The following is a 16,683-nucleotide window of genomic DNA, read 5'->3' on the forward strand; positions in this document are numbered from 1 at the left end:
AAGGCACACCGTGGCTGAGCAGCTCTACGCCACCCTGAAGACCAACCACGGCGACATCGAGGTGAAGCTCCTGCCGAACCATGCGCCGAAGACGGTGAAGAACTTCGTCGAGCTCGCCACGGGCGAGCGCGAGTGGACCCACCCGGCGACCGGCCAGGTGTCCCGCAATCGGCTGTACGACGGCACCGTGTTCCACCGCGTCATCAGTGGCTTCATGATCCAGGGCGGTGACCCGCTGGGCAACGGCACCGGCGGCCCCGGCTACGAGTTCGGTGACGAGTTCCACCCGGACCTGGCCTTCGACCGCCCGTACCTGCTGGCGATGGCGAACGCGGGGCCGGGCACCAACGGCTCGCAGTTCTTCATCACCGTGGCGCCGACCGCCTGGCTGACCGGCAAGCACACCATCTTCGGTGAGGTCACCGACGACGCCGGCAAGAAGGTCGTCGACGAGATCGCGGCCGTCCGGACGAAGGGCTCCGACCGCCCCGAGGAGGACGTGATCATCGAGTCCGTGAAGATCACGCGGCGCTGACCCCGGGAACCTGAGCGCCCCGCCCGTCGTACCACCATCAGATGAGCCGACGGGCGGGAGCGCGGGGCGGGGCGTGCGGAGACCAGAGGGGACGCGGGGATCTGATGGAGCAGGCACCGGGAGGCGGCGCGGAGAAACCGGCCGGGGAGAGCGGGCTGCCGGGCTGCTACCGGCACCCGGACCGCGAGACCGGCGTGCGCTGTGTGCGCTGTGACCGGCCCATCTGCCCGGAGTGCATGATAAGCGCGTCGGTCGGCTTCCAGTGCCCCGAGTGCGTCCGCGGCGGCTCCGGTACGGGCCATGCGCCGCGCGCCACCGCGCCCCGTACGCTCGCCGGCGGGGTCGCCTCGTCGGACCCGCGGCTCCTCACCAAGATCATCCTCGGTCTCAACCTCGCGGTCTTCCTCGCCGTGCTCTCCGGCGGCGACCGGGTCACCGACCCGATGCTCCTCGTCGGGCAGGCCGTCTTCTCCTTCGGCGGTCCGGTCGAGGGAGTCGCGGAGGGCCAGTGGTACCGGCTGCTCAGCTCCGTCTTCCTGCACGAGGAAGTCGCCCACATCGCGCTGAACATGCTGGCGCTGTGGTTCCTCGGGCCGCCGCTGGAGGCCGCGCTCGGCCGGCTGCGGTTCGTCACCCTCTATCTGCTCTCCGGCCTCGGCGGCAGCGCGCTCTTCTATCTGATCGCCGCGCCCAACGACGCCGCTCTCGGCGCCTCCGGCGCCATCTTCGGCCTCTTCGGCGCCACGGCGGTGCTGATGCGCCGGATGAACTACGACATGCGGCCCGTGCTGGTGCTGCTGGCGATCAACCTGGCCTTCACCTTCACCTGGTCGGGCATCGCCTGGCAGGGCCACGTCGGCGGGCTGGTGATCGGCACGGCCGTCGCGTACGGGTTCGTCCACGCGCCCCGCGGGAAGCGGATCCTGGTGCAGCGGGCGGCGGCCGCGGGGGCGCTGCTGGCGATCGTCGCGGTGGTCGTGATCCGCACGCTGGAACTGACCTAGCGGCGCGTGCCGCGCCCGGCGCGCCGGCCCACGTAACCTCCGGGCCGCAGCCGCGTTGAGAGGGATGGGGCAAGCAGCCACGCCCGAAGTTGTCCACAGGTAGTCAGCGATCCTGTGCGTACCGTGGGGACAGTCGTTCGATATCGAACACCCCTGCGTTTTCCTTGGCAGGCCAGGGAATCACCGCTGGTCCGGACGGTGTACCGCGGTCGGACCGGCGTCAACGCCACTGAGGTTATCCACAGATCTTCTGCTTTCTGCACAGCTGTGGATGACCTGTGGATAACTCTGCCCACGAGGGACCGCGAGGCCGGTGGAGGCGGTTACTTCCACTGCGTGGAGACGACGAACCCCGCGAGGATGAAGCCGAAGCCGACCACGATGTTCCAGTTGCCGATCGCTTCGAGCGGCAGGTCTCCGGTGGTGACGTAGAACACCACGATCCAGGCGAGTCCGAGGATGAACAACGCCAGCATCAACGGCGCCACCCAGCTCCTGCCGGAGCCTGACAGCTTGAACTCGCCCGACTTCGCCGGCGGCGGGGTGTAATCGGCCTTCTTACGGATCCGTGACTTCGGCACGAGAGACTCTCCTGTCGATGCTGCGGTTGCGGGCCTGTCGGGGAGGCCCCGAGCCGCGGGGGCGGCTCCTTCCCCGGGCGTGTCCGTTAGCGTAGTCCTTCCACCGGGGGTAAGGAGACAAGGGTACGGTGACCAATTCCGCTCAGCGGCTCCGTATCAGGCCCGCACGGCTGTTCACCTTCGCCGCCTTCGGCCTCGCCGGGCTGATCTTCTGGACCAGCTTCAACACCGCGCAGGGCACCAACCTGCGCACCGACGACTCCATGCTCCGCCTCACGGACCTCATCTACGAGCGCGACCGCGCCAACCAGCGCCTCGACGGCGGCAACGCCTCCCTCCGCGAGGACGTCGACTCCCTCGCCGAACGCGACCACGGCGCCGGTACCGCCCCCGGCGAGGAGCTGCGGGAGGCGGAGCGGGCGGCCGGTGCCGCCCCGGTCGAAGGCGCCGGGCTCACCGTGACCCTCACCGACGCCCCGCCGGACGCCACCGCGCTCATCCCCGGCGTCCCGGACCCCACGCCGGACACGCTCGTCGTGCACCAGCAGGATCTGCAGGCCGTCGTCAACGCCCTGTGGGCGGGCGGCGCGGAGGGCATCCGGGTCATGGACCAGCGGCTGATCTCCACCAGCGCGGTGCGCTGCGTCGGCAACACCCTGATCCTGCAGGGCAGGGTGTACTCGCCCCCCTACAAGATCACCGCAGTGGGTGACCGCCAGGACCTCCAGGCCGCCCTGGACGGCGAGCCCGCGGTGCAGAACTACCTGCGCTACGTGGAGGCGTACGGCCTCGGCTACGAGGTCGAGCCGCACGACTCGGTGAAGCTGCCCGGCTACTCCGGCACCGTCGGCCTGCACCACGCCCGCCCCGTGGAGTGACGACTCCCACGTCCCCCCGGACGGTGGCGCGTGCGAAGCCAGCAGCTTCGCGGGGCGGGGGTCGTTAGTCTGGTGACTCGTACGGACGAATACGGCAGCGGCGCAGGGCCACACGCGGGCCGCCGACGGCCACGGAACGGGCCACGGGACGGGCCGGAGAACAGGCCGGAACGGGCCACGACAGGGACAACGGCGAAGATCGGCGAAGAGGGACGCATGTACGGCTGGATCTGGCGGCATCTGCCGGGCAACGCGCTGGTACGGGCGCTGATCTCGCTCATCCTCGTCCTCGGCATCGTCTTCCTCCTCTTCCAGTACGTCTTCCCCTGGGCCGAGCCGCTGCTGCCGTTCAACGACGTCACCGTCGACGAGGGAGCGGCCCGGCGATGAGCGCGCGCATTCTGGTCGTGGACAACTACGACAGCTTCGTCTTCAACCTGGTCCAGTACCTGTGCCAGCTCGACGCCGCGTGCGAGGTGCTGCGCAACGACGAGGTGACGCCGCGGCACGCGGACGAGGGGTTCGACGGCGTGCTGCTGTCCCCGGGGCCCGGTACGCCGGAGCAGGCGGGCGTGTGCGTCGAGATGGTGCGGCACTGCGCGGACCGCGGGCTGCCGGTGTTCGGGGTCTGCCTCGGAGTGCAGTCGATGGCGGTCGCGTACGGCGGAGTCGTCGGCCGGGCGCCGGAGTTGCTGCACGGCAAGACCTCGCCGGTGACGCACGGCGGCGCGGGCGTGTTCGCCGGGCTGCCGTCACCGTTCACGGCGACGCGGTACCACTCGCTGGCCGTCGAGCGGGAGTCGCTGCCCGACGAGCTGGCGGTCACCGCCGAGACGGACAGCGGGCTGGTGATGGGGCTGCGGCACCGCGACCTGCCGGTGGAGGGCGTGCAGTTCCACCCGGAGTCCGTGCTGACGGAGTGGGGGCATCGGATGCTGGCGAACTGGCTGGTCGAGTGCGGCGACGGCGGGGCCGTCGAGCGGTCGGCGGGGCTGGCGCCGGTGACGGGCGGGCCGGCGTCGCGGGGCCCGGCGCCGGGCGACCTGGCGCCGGCGGGTGGGCCGGCCGGGACCGCGGGGTGACCGACACCCGGCCGGACGGCAACACCCCGGGGCGCGCGGAGGGGCGCGAACCGGGGCACGAAGCGCGTTACCGCGACTTCCACGACCCGGGCGCCCCCGACCGGGCGGCGGACGACGCCGCGGACCCGCTCACCGGCGGCCGGCCGCCGCTGCCGCGCCGGGACACGTCGGGGGCGGGCGGGCGCGCCGGTCCGGGCACGGGCGGGTCGGTCGCACCGGGCACGGGGCGCCGCAGGCGGAGTGCCGGGACCTCGGACACGGGGCCGGAGCCGGGCGGCTACGGCCCGGGCACCGGGCGCCGCAGGGCGAGGCCCGGGGCCCACGGTGGCGAGGGCGGCGGGCAGGACCCGCTGGAGCAGGGGCACCTGCCGGAGTACGCGCACCGCAACCCGCTGCGCGGCGACCCCCTCCCCCCGCCGCGCGACGCCGCTGCGGGGGCGCAGCCAGGCACGCAGCCGGACCCCTACGCACACGACCCGCAGGGGCAGTTCCCGCAGGACCGGGCCCCGCAGGCGCAGCACCCGCAGGCACCGTACGCCGAGGCCGCCTACCCGCAGCCCCGCCCTCCGCGGCCCCGGCCGCTGGAGCCCCGGCCCGAGTCGCCGACCTCGGCGGTCTCCCGCTGGTTCCGCCCGCACACCGCGCCGGACGCCCGCGACGCGAACGCCGCCCCCGCCGGCCACGCGCGCCCGGGGGACCCCGCGCAGGGCGCCCCGCGAAACGATCCGCCGCTCCGGCCCGACGGCCACCGCCCCGACGCCTACGCGCCCGGCCCGGCACCGGCCCCGCACACCCACGCCGGGGACGACGGCGCCGCCCCCGGCGGATACGCGCCCTCGGCATACCCCCCGCACACCGGTGCGCCGGCCGGCCCGGCGGCGATCGCGCCGCAGGAGGGGACCTCGGCGCAGTACCCGGTCTCGTCGTACGACGTGGACCCGCACCCGTCCCCGTACGCGGAGGCGCCGCAGACAGCCGCGTACGGGCAGACCACCCCCGCGTACGACCAGCAGCACCCGGCGTCGTACGCCCCTCAGCTCCTCGGCTACGACCAGGCCCCCGCCGACCCCCTCGGCACCCCGCGCCCCGCACCGGCCGGCGACCCGCTGACGGATCCGCTCGATCGGCTCGACCCGGCCGCGGGGCAGCCGAGCCCGCCCGGTGGCGACGCCACCACCGGCGACCCGCTCACCGGCCCGCTCCCCGGCGCCGCCCCCGCGCCGTCCCCCCGCCGCCACGCCGGACGGCCCGCCGCCGAGGAACAGCAGCCGTACTCCGCGCCCGCCGCCCCGGGCCGGCACGCCGGAGGCACCACCCCCGGGGGCACCGGTCCGGGGGCCCACCGCGACCCCTCCCCCTGGGGCGACCTCTCCGCCGCCGCCCACGCCGGCGCCCCGGCCACCGCCGACGCGGCACCGCCCCCCGGCGGCGACCCGGCGCCCGGCCCGGCCACGGCCCGTACCGCCGAGCGGCCCGCGAACCCCGCCGACGACCAGCGCCTCACCTGGGGCACCGCCCCCGCCGCCCGCCGTCGCGGCATACCGCCGGGCGAGGGCCGCGGCGAGCGCGAGGACCGCACCGTCCAGACGATGTCCCTGAACGTCGCCCGCGCCCTCGGCACCCGCATGTCCGCCCGCAAGGCCGCCCGCGCCGCGAAGCAGCAGCGCACCGTGCTGATCAGCCGGATCACCGGCGAATCGTTCATCACGCTCGGCGTGCTGATGCTCCTCTTCGTCGTGTACCAGCTCTGGTGGACCAACGTCCTCGCCGACCGCGAGTCCCGGGCGGAGGCCAAGCAACTGGAGGAGCAGTGGGAGCGCGGCGACGGCGCGGGCAAGGACGACGCCCGCGATCCGGGGGCGTTCGAGGCGGGCGAGGGCTTCGCCATCATGCACATCCCGTCGCTGAACGTGAACCGTCCGGTGGCGCAGGGCATCGACAAGCAGAAGGTGCTGGACCGCGGGCTCCTCGGCCACTACTCGGAGGGCGACCTCAAGACCGCGATGCCGTGGGACAAGAAGGGGAACTTCGCGGTCGCCGGGCACCGCAACACCCACGGCGAGCCCTTCCGGTACATCAACAAGCTGGAGCCGGGCGAGGAGATCATCGTCGAGACCAAGGACACGTACTACATCTACGAGGTGGCCAGCACGCTCCCGTCGACCTCGCCGTCGAACACCGACGTCATCGATCCGGTGCCCCCGGGGTCGGGATTCACCGAGCCGGGCCGCTACGTCACACTAACGACCTGCACGCCTGAGTACACGTCCAAATATCGGCTTATTGTCTGGGGCAAGATGGTCGAGGAGCGTCCGCGCAGCAAGGGCAAGCCCGACGCGCTCGTGAACTGAGCGATACGGGCCGGACCGGCGCCGGCGGGACGGAACGAACGGGGAAGCGGTGGCAGCGACGGACGATGAGCGGGAGAACGGTCCCGCGGCGGAGGCCGCGGAGGAGGCTGTGCCGGAAGCCCCCGGGACGACGGAGGAGGACACCGCCGGAGACGCGGAGGAGGACACCCGCGAAGGCGCGCAGCGGAAGGCTCCCGGGGAGACGGAGGAGGACGCCCCGGAAGAGGACGGGCCCGCACCCCGCTCCCGTCCCCGCCGCCGGCGCGGCCTCCTGGCCGGGGCCGTCAGCCTCTTCGGCGAGGTGCTGATCACCGTCGGCGTCCTCATGGCGCTCTTCGTCGTCTACTCCCTGTACTGGACCAACGTCCAGGCGAACCGCGAAGCCGGCCGCATGACCGACGACCTCCGCGACTCCTGGGAGAACACCCCGGACGACGGCAAGCCCCGCCCCGTCGACATCGGCGACCTCAAGGGCGGCATCGGCTTCCTGCACGTGCCCGCCATGGAGGAGAACATCCTCGTCCGCAAGGGCACGGCGACCGAGGACCTGAACAAGGGCGTCGCGGGCTACTACACCGAGCCGAGGAAGTCGGCCATGCCCTGGGACCGCCGCGGCAACTTCACCCTCGCCGCGCACCGCGACGGCCACGGCGCGAAGTTCCACGACATCCACCGCATCGAGGAGGGCGACCCGATCGTCTTCGAGACGAAGGATCGCTGGTTCGTGTACAAGACGTACGCCGTGCTCTCGGAGACCTCGAAGTACAACACCGCCGTGCTGGACAAGATCCCGGAGGAGTCCGGGAAGACGAAGCCCGGCCGGTACATCACGCTCACCACGTGCACCCCGATGTACACCTCGCGCCACCGCTACGTGGTGTGGGGCGAGCTGGAGCGGGTGGACCGGGTCGACGAGGAGCGCACGCCGCCGCCCGAGCTGTCCTGAGGCCCCGGCAGACCCCCCGGGCGTGGCACGCGTAGACCGTCGCGGACGTGGAAGAACGTGTCCCGCTTATCTCATTTCCCCGAGGTCTGTCTGGGCGCGGTCCCGCTCCGTAGGATGCAGTTCGCAAGCGCGAATCTGGACTCGGGGACATCTGGGGAGGCCGCACGGCATGGGAGCTCCACGGCAGGACACCAGCGAACGCGCACGAGAGCTACAGCGAAGCTGGTATGGCGAACCGCTGGGCGTGTTGTTCCGGCGGCTGATCGACGATCTCGGCCTCAACCAGGCACGGCTGGCCGCCGTGCTCGGTATTTCGGCGCCGATGCTGTCGCAGCTCATGAGCGGGCAGCGGGCGAAGATCGGCAATCCGTCGGTGGTACAGCGCGTGCAGGCGCTGCAGGAACTGGCCGCGGAGGTATCGAGCGGCAGCGTTTCGGCGGCGGAGGCGGCGGAACGGATGGAAGGCATTCGCAAGAGCGCGGGAGGGGCGGTGCTCGGGACGACGCAGACGCAGCCGTCGACCGGATCGACGACGGTGCGCCGCGTCGTACGGGAGATCCAGTCGCTGCTGCGCTCGGTGGCCGCCGCCGGCGACATCATCGACGCGGCGGACAGGCTCGCGCCGACACAACCGGAGCTGGCAGAGTTCCTCCGGGTGTACGGCGCCGGGCGCACCGCCGACGCGGTGGCACATTACGAAGCGCATCAGTCATAACCGGATGCATGACTAGGGAATCCGTACAAGGGGCGGGCACAGCAGCATGGGTGAGGTCTTCGCTGGGCGGTACGAGCTGATCGATCCGATCGGCCGGGGCGGGGTGGGCGCGGTCTGGCGCGCCTGGGATCACCGGCGGCGCCGCTACGTGGCGGCCAAGGTGCTGCAGCAGAGCGACGCGCACACGCTGCTGCGCTTCGTCCGCGAGCAGGCGGTCCGCATCGACCACCCGCACGTGCTGGCACCCGCCAGTTGGGCGGCCGACGACGACAAGGTGCTGTTCACGATGGACCTGGTGGGCGGCGGCTCACTGGCCCATCTGATCGGCGACTACGGGCCGCTCCCGCCGCGGTTCGTCTGCCTGCTGCTCGACCAGCTGCTCTCCGGGCTGGCCGCGGTGCACGGCGAGGACGTCGTGCACCGCGACATCAAACCGGCGAACGTGCTGCTGGAGGCGACCGGAACCGGCCGGCCGCACCTCCGGCTCTCCGACTTCGGCATCTCCATGCGCAAGGGCGAACCCCGGCTGACGGACACCAACTTCGTCGTCGGCACGCCCGGGTACTTCGCGCCGGAACAGATGCTGGGCGCGGAACCGGACTTCCCCGCGGACCTGTTCGCGGTGGGTCTGGTGGCGCTGTACCTGCTGACCGGGGAGCGTCCGGACAGCCAGGCACTGGTGGAGATGTACCTGAACAACGGTGTGCCGCCGGCCCCGAAGGAGGTGCCGGAGCCGCTGTGGCAGGTGCTCGCGAGCCTGCTGCAGCCGGATCCGGACCTGCGGTTCCGGACGGCGACGGGTACGCGGAAGGCACTGGCCGAGGCGGCGGAGCTGCTGCCGGAGCTGGATCCGGCGGAGGAGCCGGTGGAGGTCTTCGACCAGCTCGGGCCGCTGCCGGTGGGCTTCGGGCCGCGCGGTCCGGAGCGGGCCGGGGCGCCGGGCGGCCAGGACGCGCCGGTGGCGGCGGGACCCGGTCCGGTGCCCGGTCCGGTGCCCGGTCCGGGTCCGGGTATCGGTCCGGGTGCGGGTATCAATCCGGGTGCGGGTATCAATCCGGGTGCCGGTTCAGGCCCCGGTGCCGGTACGGGGCTCGCACCCGGTGCCGGTACGGACGCGGGGCGGCCCGCCGGGGACGCCGTTGCGGGCGCACCCGGCCCCGCCCACGCCGCCGCCACCGGCCACGTACCTCCGCAGCCGGCCGAAGCCGTACCGGGCCCGGCGGGGCCCGGCACCGCACACCCGCCCGGCGGGGGCGCTGTCGCCGAGGCGACCAGCTACGGCATCGCGCCGCCGGCCGGCACGCAGCCGCCCACACCCACGGCCCCGTACACGGCCGCCCACCCGCAGTCCCGGCAGCCGCCACCGCCGCAGCCGCCCCGGCCCGGTAGCGGCGCGCCGGGGCGGCGGCCGGGCCCGCCGGCGAAGGTGGCCGTCCCGGTCGTGGTGCTCGCGGTGCTGCTGATGGCGGCCGGGCTCTGGGCGCTGGCGTCGGGCTGAGGCCCGTACGACCCGGCGGCCCGCGGCCCGGCGGCGCCCTTCCTGCCGCTCTGCCCGCCGCTTCCTACTGCCGCCAGTTCTGCTGCGGCGGGGGCGGAGGGCCCTCTCCGTACGGCGGGCCCACCGGCCCGTGCCCGTAGGCCCCCGGCGCCGTCTGTGTGTCCTCGCCCGCGACCTGCGGACCCGCGGCCGGCACCGCCGGGCGCCGCGCCAGCAGCGTCCACAGCCCCAGGCCCGCGAGCAGCAGCACGCCCGCGCCGATCCCCGCGACCGCCAGGATCTTCTTCCCGGCACCGGCCCCGTCGCCGTCCTCGTCGGCCGCCCTGCCCTTCGCCGCCGTGTCGCGGTCGTCGTCCGTCACCGCGAACCCGGCCGCCGCCGCGTCCCCGTCGTACGCCGGGCCCTCCTCCGGTTCGCCCTTGATCGTCGTCCGCAGCTCCACCGGCACCGGGCCGTCCGCGAACTCACCGACCTCCTCGGACACGGTGACCGCGACGTAGTACCAGCCGGCGAAGCCGACGTTGCCGATGTCGCCGTTGTAGACCGCGTAGCGGTTCTCGTACGCCACCGGCGGCCCCATGGCCGGGATGGCGGCGGGGTCGTCGCCGTAGTAGGTCTCGCTGTCGCCGGCGATGAACCCGCGGGCGGGGTTGTAGAAGTCGACGCGCACGCCGTTCGAGGCGTACGCCGAGTCGTCGGCGACCCGCGTCGTACCGAACTCGGTCTGCAGGAAGAGCTGCTGGCCCCAGTCCAGCGGCACGCGGTAGAAGCGCGTACCGCCGGGCCGGATCTTGTCCGTCCACACGCCGTGGTCGATGCCGACCGCGTCGTTGAACCCGGTGCCGCCCTTGCGCGGCTCGGCCCGGTCCGTGGGCGGAGCCGGCTGTTCCGTCGGGATCGACTCGGGGTCGGGCGGGGTCGTGGGCCCGGCCTTCGCCAGCGGCGGCTCCTCCATGAAGCGCAGCTCGAGCGGCCATTCCGCGGGGCTGGAGGTCGCCTCGCTGACGCGGGTGACGATGAGGTTGTAGACGCCGGGCTCCTGGCAGGTGCCGCCGGGCCGGGCCACGCGCCAGACGTAGTTGGCGATCGGCCGGGACGCCCCGTCGGCGGAGAAGTCGACGTCGGAGCTGCTGCACCTATCGCCGCCCTTGCTCTCCAGCTCCAGCTCCAGGCCGTCCCCGTACGCGACCTTGGTGCCCGGCTTCGGCGCGGCCACGGCGGATATCCAGGCGTGGGACTTCGCGTCGAGCGTCACGCTGTAGTAGAGCTTGTCGCCGGGGGCGAGGGAGTCGGTGTACGTCTTGCCGGCCTCCACCGTCTCGCCGCCGGTGCTGCTGGCGGCGCCCTCGATGGGCTCGGCGTCCTTCGCCGTCCGGTACTGATCGGCGTCGACCGGCGATTCCACCGGCGCCGCCGCGGCCGAGGCCGCCGGGAGCACGGCCAGGGCGCCCACCGCCAGCGCCGCGACCGGTCCCGCCGTCGTTCGCGTTCTCACCATCCACCCCTTACGTTGCCTGCCGCCGCTTCCGACGCCGCCGGCCGCTTCCGGTTCCGTACGATCACGAACGCGGCCCCCGCGCCGAGAAGCAGCACACCCCCCGCGATCCCGCCGGCGAGCGGCAGGACGGAGTCCGATGATTCCTCGTCCGCCCCCGCCCGCGCATCATCCTTCCCGCCGTCTCCGCCCGCGCCGCCCGCCACGGGCGGCGCCCCGTGCCGCGGGCCGGACTTCTCCTCGCCCAGCACGTCGACGCGGAGCACGACGCCGATGGCCGTGTTCTGCGCGAACCGCGCGGCGTCGGGCCCCAGCGAGACCGACAGGTAGTACGCGCCGCCGCGGCGGACGGGCACGACCTCGGTGCCGGTCTCGTAGCGGTTGGTCCAGCTGACCGGCACCGTACCGAGGTCGGAGGCCACGGGCTCACCGTAGTAGCGCCGGCTGCTGCTGAACGGGCCGTCGCCGACGAAGGCGCGGCCGGGCGCGTAGAGGTCGGTGTCGGCGAAGCTGGAGACGCCGGCGGCGCCGTCGAGCGTGGGCTCGTTGGCGAACTCCACGCGGTAGCGGAGCTGCTGGCCCCAGCCGACGTCGACCTTGTAGAAGCGCATCTGCGCGGGAAGCAGTTCGTCGCGCCAGACGCCGGGGCCGATGGCCTTCGCGTCGTTGAAGCCGGTGCCACCGGTGATGTCCTCCGGGCTCGCGGTGGGCAGTTCGACGCCCTCTTCGCCGGCGGGACCGTAGTCGGTCGCGGACTGCGCCGGTGTGACGCCGGCGGCGAGCGGCTCCTCGCGGCCGGCGACCAGCTCCAGCGGCCAGCGGGCCTGGTCCGAGGCGGCGGCGCTGGTGCGGTGGACGCTGAGCAGGTAGCGGCCGGCCCTGTCGCAGGGCTCGCCGCCTTCGGCGCTGGGGATGCGGCTGACGGCGTTGGTCAGCGGCTGCGCGCCTTCGTCCTGCTCGAAGTGGTCGTCCTGGGCGTCGCACCGGGTGCCGTACTCGTCGGTGGCGTGCAGCTCCAGCTCGATGCCGTCGCCGTACGCCACGGGCACCCCCGGCTGCGGCACGGCGGTGACGCCGAAGTCGGCGGCGGATGCGGCGTCCAGCTCGGCGGCGTACCACTTGGTCTCGCCGGCGCCGATGCTGTCGAGGTACTGGCCGGGCCCGATGTCCGCGGCGCCCTTGCGGCCGAGCCCGCCCTCGACGGGGTCGCCGCGGAAGCGGTAGCCGTCGGCGGAGAGCCGGGCGGCGCGCTGGAGCTGGCGGGCGAGCGCGTCGGCGTCGGGCGCGTCGTAGTACGCGCCGTGGCCCTTCTCCGCGATGCACTTCAGCTCGTCGCGCGCCTTTCCGCCCACCTGGAAGCCGACCGTGTCGATGCGCAGCGCGCCGAAGGCACCGCCGGTCTCGCCGAGTTGCGCCGCGACCATGCAGGGATCGGGGGTGCCGCAGTTGTCCTCGCCGTCCGAGACGAGGAGGATCGAGCGGTGGCCGAGGGCGCCGGGCGGACGCTCGGGGAGGTCCCGGGCCGCCTTCCGCAGGGCGTAGCCGATGGGGGTATCGCCCTTCGGCTTCACATCTGCTACGGCGCCCTTGACACGCTCCCGGTCCAACTCCTCGACGGGAACGGCGAGACGGGTGTCCGTGCACCCGCTCGCGCGGTCGGCGCCGTAGACGCGCAGGCCGGTCGGATAGCCGTCAGGCAGGGCGTCGACCACGGTGCCGACGGCCTCGCGTGCGGACTCGATACGGGTGGCGCCCGAGCCGTCGTCGTCGGCCATGGAGCCGGAGGAGTCCAGCACCATCACCAGGCCACCGCCGGTCGGCGCGGGCTCAGCGGGCGCGCCGGGCGCCGCGGGCGCCGCCGGAGCGGCGGTCGCCGCCGGCACCGGGCCGGCGGCCAGCGCGGCGGCGAGCGCCGCGGCCACGCCCGCGTACACAGGCCGGCTGCCGCGGCCGTGAAGTGGTCGTCCCATGACATGTCCCCCTCGTTCTCTGCCATGTGCTCATGCACCGTAAAACGTGTGCAGTAGCAAATAACAGGGGGTGTGCGTCACGGTCGTGCAACAGGGCGCCGGTCATGCCGAGGCCCCGGCCGCACCGCCGCGGAAGCGGCGGGGCCGGGGCCCAGGGCCTGCCCGGCGAGGGGGTTCGGCCCTGCTCGGAATTCTCGTGTCTCAGACGCCCGAAGAGGAGGGCACCGAGTCGGTGGCCTCCGTCCACAGGTCTTGCTCGGCGCGATCCGCCTGGATCTGGCGGTACACGAGAAGCCCGCCCAGAGCGGCCAATGCGATCAGGAACAGCTTCTTCACCGCGCTACCTCGTCCTTCCGGAGACATCGGACTACGAAGCCCGATGATACACAGAGCAAACGCCCCCGGAGCGTGCTCAAGACCGCGGCACGAGGACGGCTCTAGCTGCACAACGCCCCTGCCACCCGGTCATACAGCAGTCCCGTGCCCCGGGGAGGGAGCTCGGTGACCAGCCGTCCCTCCCGGCCTGTGCACCTTGAGGCGGTGGGCCGGGAGGGAGGGTTGCCGGGGTCATTCCTTGTGCTGCAGGGACGCCTTCTGCTCTGCCTCCGCCGCAACGCGGAACGTGGACCAGGCGTTGGTGTGGACGCCGAGAACGTCGAACAGGTAGGCACTGACCGCCTCGGCCACGAGGGCCACGCGGGCCGGGTCGGTGTCCGTGGTCTCGGCAACGGCTTCCCCGGCGATGCCGCCCAGGGTGTGCTCGCCGTCCGGTACGACCATCAACTGCTTCGGCGCGGGGCTCAGGTGGTAGGCGTCGAGGAACCAGTCCGGGCCTCGGGTGGACATCTTCGACTGGTCCTTCTCGCCGGCGATGACGAGCGCGGGAGTGCTCATCGTGCTGTAGTCCGGCCTCATGAAGGACAGGTGCTCAACAGCGAACGGAGTCAGGGAGTCTCCCGTTCCGGTCGCGGCGATCAGGACGCCGGCCTTGATGCCATCGCGGGAGAAGTCCCTGCCGGGATTGCCGGCGTCGTCGACGACACGGGCACCGAGGAGCGCACCCACGGTCTGGGCGCCCCAGGAGTGCCCCACCAGCGCGACTCGTGTCTGGTCGACTCGCGCGGTGAGCCCGGCCTGCTCCAGAACGTGGCCGAGGTGGTCGAGCACACCGTGGAGGTCGGCGATCCGGACCCGCCAGATGGTGCCGAAGCGCTCGTCGTCGAACCCGATGCCGAAACGGCGCGAATCGAGATGCGTGGGCTGGACGACGACAAAGCCCGCGGCGGACCAGCGGTCGACCAATGGCTCATAGCCGTCCATCGACCACGCGTTGCCGTGGGAGAACACGATGACAGGCAGGTCGGTGCCGTGAACGGGGGCCGTCACCTTCACCTGCAGCTCGAAGGCCCGGCCATCGGCGGGAACGACGATCGGCTTGATCGCGATCGTCTGGTGCTGTGCGGAATCAGGCATGTGTGCTGGTTTCTCTTAGGGGGGAGTGCACCGCATACTTGACGGAACACCGTTCCGCCACTTTAACGGAACAGTGTTCCGTGAATCAAGGAGATGCCATGCCCCGAGAGGGAGGCGCCCGGGAGGCCGGAGCTCAGCGCACCCGTCAGGTTCTCCTGACGGCGGCGGCCCAGGTGTTCGTCGAGCAGGGTGTGAACGCACCCATACGTGCCATCGCCGGCCGCGCTCAGGTGGGCCTGGGCACCGTGTACCGGCACTTTCCCCGCCGAGCCGATCTCGTCATCGCCGTCTACCGGCATCAGATCGATGAGTGCGCCGCCCTCGCGATCGAGCTGGCCGACTCGCCCGATCCGAGAAGCGCCTTGTCCCGGTGGGCCGACGCGTTCGTCGAGTTCTTGGTCACCAAGCACGGGCTCGGGCTGGCCCTGCAGTCAGAGGACGCCGGCTTCCACACGCTGCACTCCCTGATGCTCGACAAGCTCGTGCCGGCGTGTGGGCTGCTCATCGACACCGCCGTGGCCCGCGGGCAGCTCGACCCCGGCGTGAACGCGTACGTCCTGATGCGAGCGATCGGCAACCTCTGCATCCTGGGCCCCGGCTACGAGCGGGAAGACGCCCGCGCCATGGTGACCCGCCTGCTTGCCGGCTGCTGGCTGGATGCATCGGCCACGGGCGTTGCTGACGGTGAGCAAGCGCGCCCATGACGCGCACAGGCATGGCCCGGAGGAGGGTGGTGCGGTTTCGTTGAGCCTCCGCCTGACGTCGCAGGGCAGGGCGCTTGTGCGACTGTCTTTCCGTGGGCGGATAAGGTCGCTATATGTCGACTTCGATGCATGTGATGGAACTCGTCCGCTTCGGTGGCGCGGACACCGCATTCGCCGCTCGAGAGCTGCCACGGCCCACTCCGGGGCCCGGCCAGGTGCTGGTGCGTGTGAGGGCCACGTCCGTGAACCCCCTCGACCTGCAGACCCGGCGCGGCGACTACCGCGACCAGGTGGCGCTGCCCGCGGTCATCGGCAACGACGTGTCCGGCGTGGTGGCCGGGACCGGCCCGGGGGCGGACGACTTCCGGCAGGGCGACGAGGTCTGGTACCTGGCGCCGATGTTCGCCGGGCAGGGAACCTACGCCGAGTTCCACGTGGTCGACCAGGCTCTGGTCGCCCGGAAGCCCGCGCGCTTGTCGCACGTCGAGGCTGCGGGTCTCGTGCTGGTGGGCGTGACGGTGTTGGAGGCGCTGGTCGAACGCGCCGCGGTGCGGGCCGGGGAGCGGGTCCTGGTGCACGGCGGAGCGGGCGGGGCCGGCTCCGTCGCCGTCCAGGTCGCCAGCGCGCTCGGGGCCGAGGTGGTGACCACCGCGCGGGCCAGGGATCACGAGTTCGTCACCGAACTGGGCGCCGACCACGCGATCGACTTCTCGACCGGTGACTACGTGCCACAGGTCCGCGCGAGGGGTGGGGTCGACGTCGTACTGGACACGGTAGGCGGGGACACCCTCACCCGCAGCCCGGAAGTCCTCCACGACCGAGGCCGCGTGGTGTCCATCGTGGACACCTCCGAACCCCAGAATCTGCTCGCCGCGTGGGGCGTGAACGCGACCTACCATTTCGTCTTCGTCAGCCCCGGCCGGGCGAAGCTCGAAGCCCTCGGCCGACTGGTCGACCAGGGAGAACTCCGACCGATGATCGGCGCCGTGCTACCGCTGGCCGACATCGCACAGGCGCACACGCTGCTGGAAGGCGGCTCCACCAGGGAGGGCCGCAGACGCCCCCGTGGCAAGATCGCGATCGCCGTGCATCCCCAGGACCAGCCGCCGCACGGGACAGGGCCCCTGGACCGGAAGGGCTAGTACTACAGGGCTAGATCTTGATCACCTGAAGTCGTAGCCGCCTTCGGAAGTGGTGGCGTCGTGCCTCCGCCTGATGCGCGCGCCTCCAGATCGACCAGTGAAGTCCCTGGTCGATGGCGGTGCGAGTCGAGCCGATCAGGTTGAACAGCCGCCGGGCCTCGGTGACGGTCAGGGCCGCGAGCCGCCGCGTTCGCGGCCCGCGGTCACCGCCCAGGCGTGAAGAGCCCCCTTTTGCGGGGTTCGGGTCATCGCGGCCAGGAACGCCAACGCCAGCATGGACAGGGTGATATGGCGATACCAGGCGTCGTA

At 72.6% G+C, this 16,683-nt stretch carries 16 protein-coding genes and 1 pseudogene; 11 read left to right on the plus strand and 6 right to left on the minus strand.

The features are described 5' to 3' along the window. Positions 1 to 10: 10 nt before the first annotated feature. Positions 11 to 535: a peptidylprolyl isomerase gene (locus I003_RS0125950; protein ID WP_027774179.1), complete on the plus strand. Its 525-nt coding sequence runs from the start codon at positions 11 to 13 to the stop codon at positions 533 to 535. 104 nt (positions 536 to 639) lie between these two features. Beyond that, entirely contained in the window at positions 640 to 1,539 is a 900-nt protein-coding gene (locus I003_RS0125955) for a rhomboid family intramembrane serine protease (protein ID WP_027774180.1), read from the plus strand. A 323-nt stretch (positions 1,540 to 1,862) separates the two neighbouring features. On the opposite strand, the gene crgA is transcribed toward I003_RS0125955, so the two are convergent. Then, positions 1,863 to 2,120, minus strand: coding sequence for a cell division protein CrgA (crgA, locus tag I003_RS0125960; RefSeq protein WP_027774181.1), 258 nt, complete (start codon positions 2,118 to 2,120; stop codon positions 1,863 to 1,865). A gap of 128 nt (positions 2,121 to 2,248) precedes the next feature. Here crgA and I003_RS0125965 point away from each other — a divergent pair, with 128 nt between their 5' ends. The 7 genes from I003_RS0125965 (at position 2,249) to I003_RS0125995 (ending at position 9,590) form a co-directional block, all read left to right on the plus strand. After that, the gene (locus I003_RS0125965) at positions 2,249 to 2,998 is read left to right on the plus strand and encodes a DUF881 domain-containing protein (protein ID WP_027774182.1); all 750 of its coding nucleotides are present in this window, start codon (positions 2,249 to 2,251) and stop codon (positions 2,996 to 2,998) included. Between the two features lie 216 nt (positions 2,999 to 3,214). Beyond that, a complete protein-coding gene (locus I003_RS36555; protein ID WP_027774183.1) occupies positions 3,215 to 3,388 on the plus strand; it encodes a hypothetical protein in 174 nt (57 codons plus the stop codon). After that, positions 3,385 to 4,080 carry an aminodeoxychorismate/anthranilate synthase component II gene (locus I003_RS0125975; protein ID WP_027774184.1) on the plus strand — a complete coding sequence of 232 codons (696 nt, stop codon included), beginning with the start codon at positions 3,385 to 3,387 and terminating at the stop codon, positions 4,078 to 4,080. Before I003_RS36555 ends, I003_RS0125975 begins: the two co-directional genes overlap by 4 nt. Beyond that, a complete protein-coding gene (locus I003_RS33240) occupies positions 4,077 to 6,431 on the plus strand; it encodes a class E sortase (RefSeq protein ID WP_078564371.1) in 2,355 nt (784 codons plus the stop codon). Before I003_RS0125975 ends, I003_RS33240 begins: the two co-directional genes overlap by 4 nt. 49 nt (positions 6,432 to 6,480) lie before the next feature. Beyond that, positions 6,481 to 7,377 (plus strand): class E sortase, encoded by an 897-nt coding sequence (locus I003_RS0125985; protein ID WP_027774185.1) that lies wholly within the window; start codon positions 6,481 to 6,483, stop codon positions 7,375 to 7,377. Between the two features lie 169 nt (positions 7,378 to 7,546). After that, on the plus strand, positions 7,547 to 8,092 hold the full coding sequence (locus tag I003_RS0125990) for a transcriptional regulator (protein ID WP_027774186.1): 546 nt from the start codon (positions 7,547 to 7,549) through the stop codon (positions 8,090 to 8,092). Between the two features lie 46 nt (positions 8,093 to 8,138). Continuing rightward, positions 8,139 to 9,590, plus strand: a complete 1,452-nt coding sequence (locus tag I003_RS0125995; RefSeq protein ID WP_027774187.1) for a serine/threonine-protein kinase — start codon at positions 8,139 to 8,141, stop codon at positions 9,588 to 9,590. Positions 9,591 to 9,654: 64 nt separating this feature from the next. Here I003_RS0125995 and I003_RS0126000 read toward each other — a convergent pair whose 3' ends face one another. The 4 genes from I003_RS0126000 to I003_RS0126015 all read right to left on the minus strand — a co-directional run bounded on the left by I003_RS0126000 (position 9,655) and on the right by I003_RS0126015 (position 14,528). After that, positions 9,655 to 11,088: a hypothetical protein gene (locus I003_RS0126000; RefSeq protein ID WP_027774188.1), complete on the minus strand. Its 1,434-nt coding sequence runs from the start codon at positions 11,086 to 11,088 to the stop codon at positions 9,655 to 9,657. Further along, positions 11,082 to 13,055: a vWA domain-containing protein gene (locus I003_RS0126005; protein WP_486584388.1), complete on the minus strand. Its 1,974-nt coding sequence runs from the start codon at positions 13,053 to 13,055 to the stop codon at positions 11,082 to 11,084. The genes I003_RS0126000 and I003_RS0126005 overlap by 7 nt, the downstream gene beginning before the upstream one ends. Positions 13,056 to 13,256: 201 nt before the next feature. Further along, positions 13,257 to 13,391, minus strand: a complete 135-nt coding sequence (locus tag I003_RS37075; RefSeq protein WP_018838829.1) for a DLW-39 family protein — start codon at positions 13,389 to 13,391, stop codon at positions 13,257 to 13,259. Between the two features lie 231 nt (positions 13,392 to 13,622). Continuing rightward, positions 13,623 to 14,528, minus strand: coding sequence for a poly(ethylene terephthalate) hydrolase family protein (locus tag I003_RS0126015; protein WP_027774190.1), 906 nt, complete (start codon positions 14,526 to 14,528; stop codon positions 13,623 to 13,625). A 98-nt stretch (positions 14,529 to 14,626) separates the two neighbouring features. On the opposite strand from I003_RS0126015, the gene I003_RS33245 reads away from it, so the two are divergent. Both I003_RS33245 and I003_RS33250 read left to right on the plus strand, forming a co-directional pair. Beyond that, positions 14,627 to 15,232 (plus strand): TetR/AcrR family transcriptional regulator, encoded by a 606-nt coding sequence (locus I003_RS33245; protein ID WP_051368484.1) that lies wholly within the window; start codon positions 14,627 to 14,629, stop codon positions 15,230 to 15,232. Positions 15,233 to 15,345: 113 nt separating this feature from the next. Next, on the plus strand, positions 15,346 to 16,374 hold the full coding sequence (locus I003_RS33250) for a zinc-binding dehydrogenase (protein WP_037721746.1): 1,029 nt from the start codon (positions 15,346 to 15,348) through the stop codon (positions 16,372 to 16,374). Positions 16,375 to 16,542: 168 nt separating this feature from the next. Here I003_RS33250 and I003_RS37080 read toward each other — a convergent pair. After that, positions 16,543 to 16,683 (minus strand): annotated as a pseudogene (locus I003_RS37080) (IS701 family transposase); the annotation flags it as partial.

Source organism: Streptomyces sp. CNQ329, from assembly GCF_000482585.1.

Excerpts from the sequence above, each read along its gene's own strand:
- I003_RS0126005 (WP_486584388.1), bottom strand. The coding sequence starts at position 13,055 with ATGGGACGACCACTTCACGGCCGCGGCAGCCGGCCTGTGTACGCGGGC.
- I003_RS0125955 (WP_027774180.1), top strand. The coding sequence starts at position 640 with ATGGAGCAGGCACCGGGAGGCGGCGCGGAGAAACCGGCCGGGGAGAGC.
- I003_RS36555 (WP_027774183.1), top strand. The coding sequence starts at position 3,215 with ATGTACGGCTGGATCTGGCGGCATCTGCCGGGCAACGCGCTGGTACGG.
- I003_RS33250 (WP_037721746.1), top strand. The coding sequence starts at position 15,346 with ATGTCGACTTCGATGCATGTGATGGAACTCGTCCGCTTCGGTGGCGCG.
- I003_RS0125990 (WP_027774186.1), top strand. The coding sequence starts at position 7,547 with ATGGGAGCTCCACGGCAGGACACCAGCGAACGCGCACGAGAGCTACAG.
- I003_RS0125995 (WP_027774187.1), top strand. The coding sequence starts at position 8,139 with ATGGGTGAGGTCTTCGCTGGGCGGTACGAGCTGATCGATCCGATCGGC.
- I003_RS0125975 (WP_027774184.1), top strand. The coding sequence starts at position 3,385 with ATGAGCGCGCGCATTCTGGTCGTGGACAACTACGACAGCTTCGTCTTC.
- I003_RS33245 (WP_051368484.1), top strand. The coding sequence starts at position 14,627 with ATGCCCCGAGAGGGAGGCGCCCGGGAGGCCGGAGCTCAGCGCACCCGT.
- I003_RS0126000 (WP_027774188.1), bottom strand. The coding sequence starts at position 11,088 with ATGGTGAGAACGCGAACGACGGCGGGACCGGTCGCGGCGCTGGCGGTG.
- I003_RS0126015 (WP_027774190.1), bottom strand. The coding sequence starts at position 14,528 with ATGCCTGATTCCGCACAGCACCAGACGATCGCGATCAAGCCGATCGTC.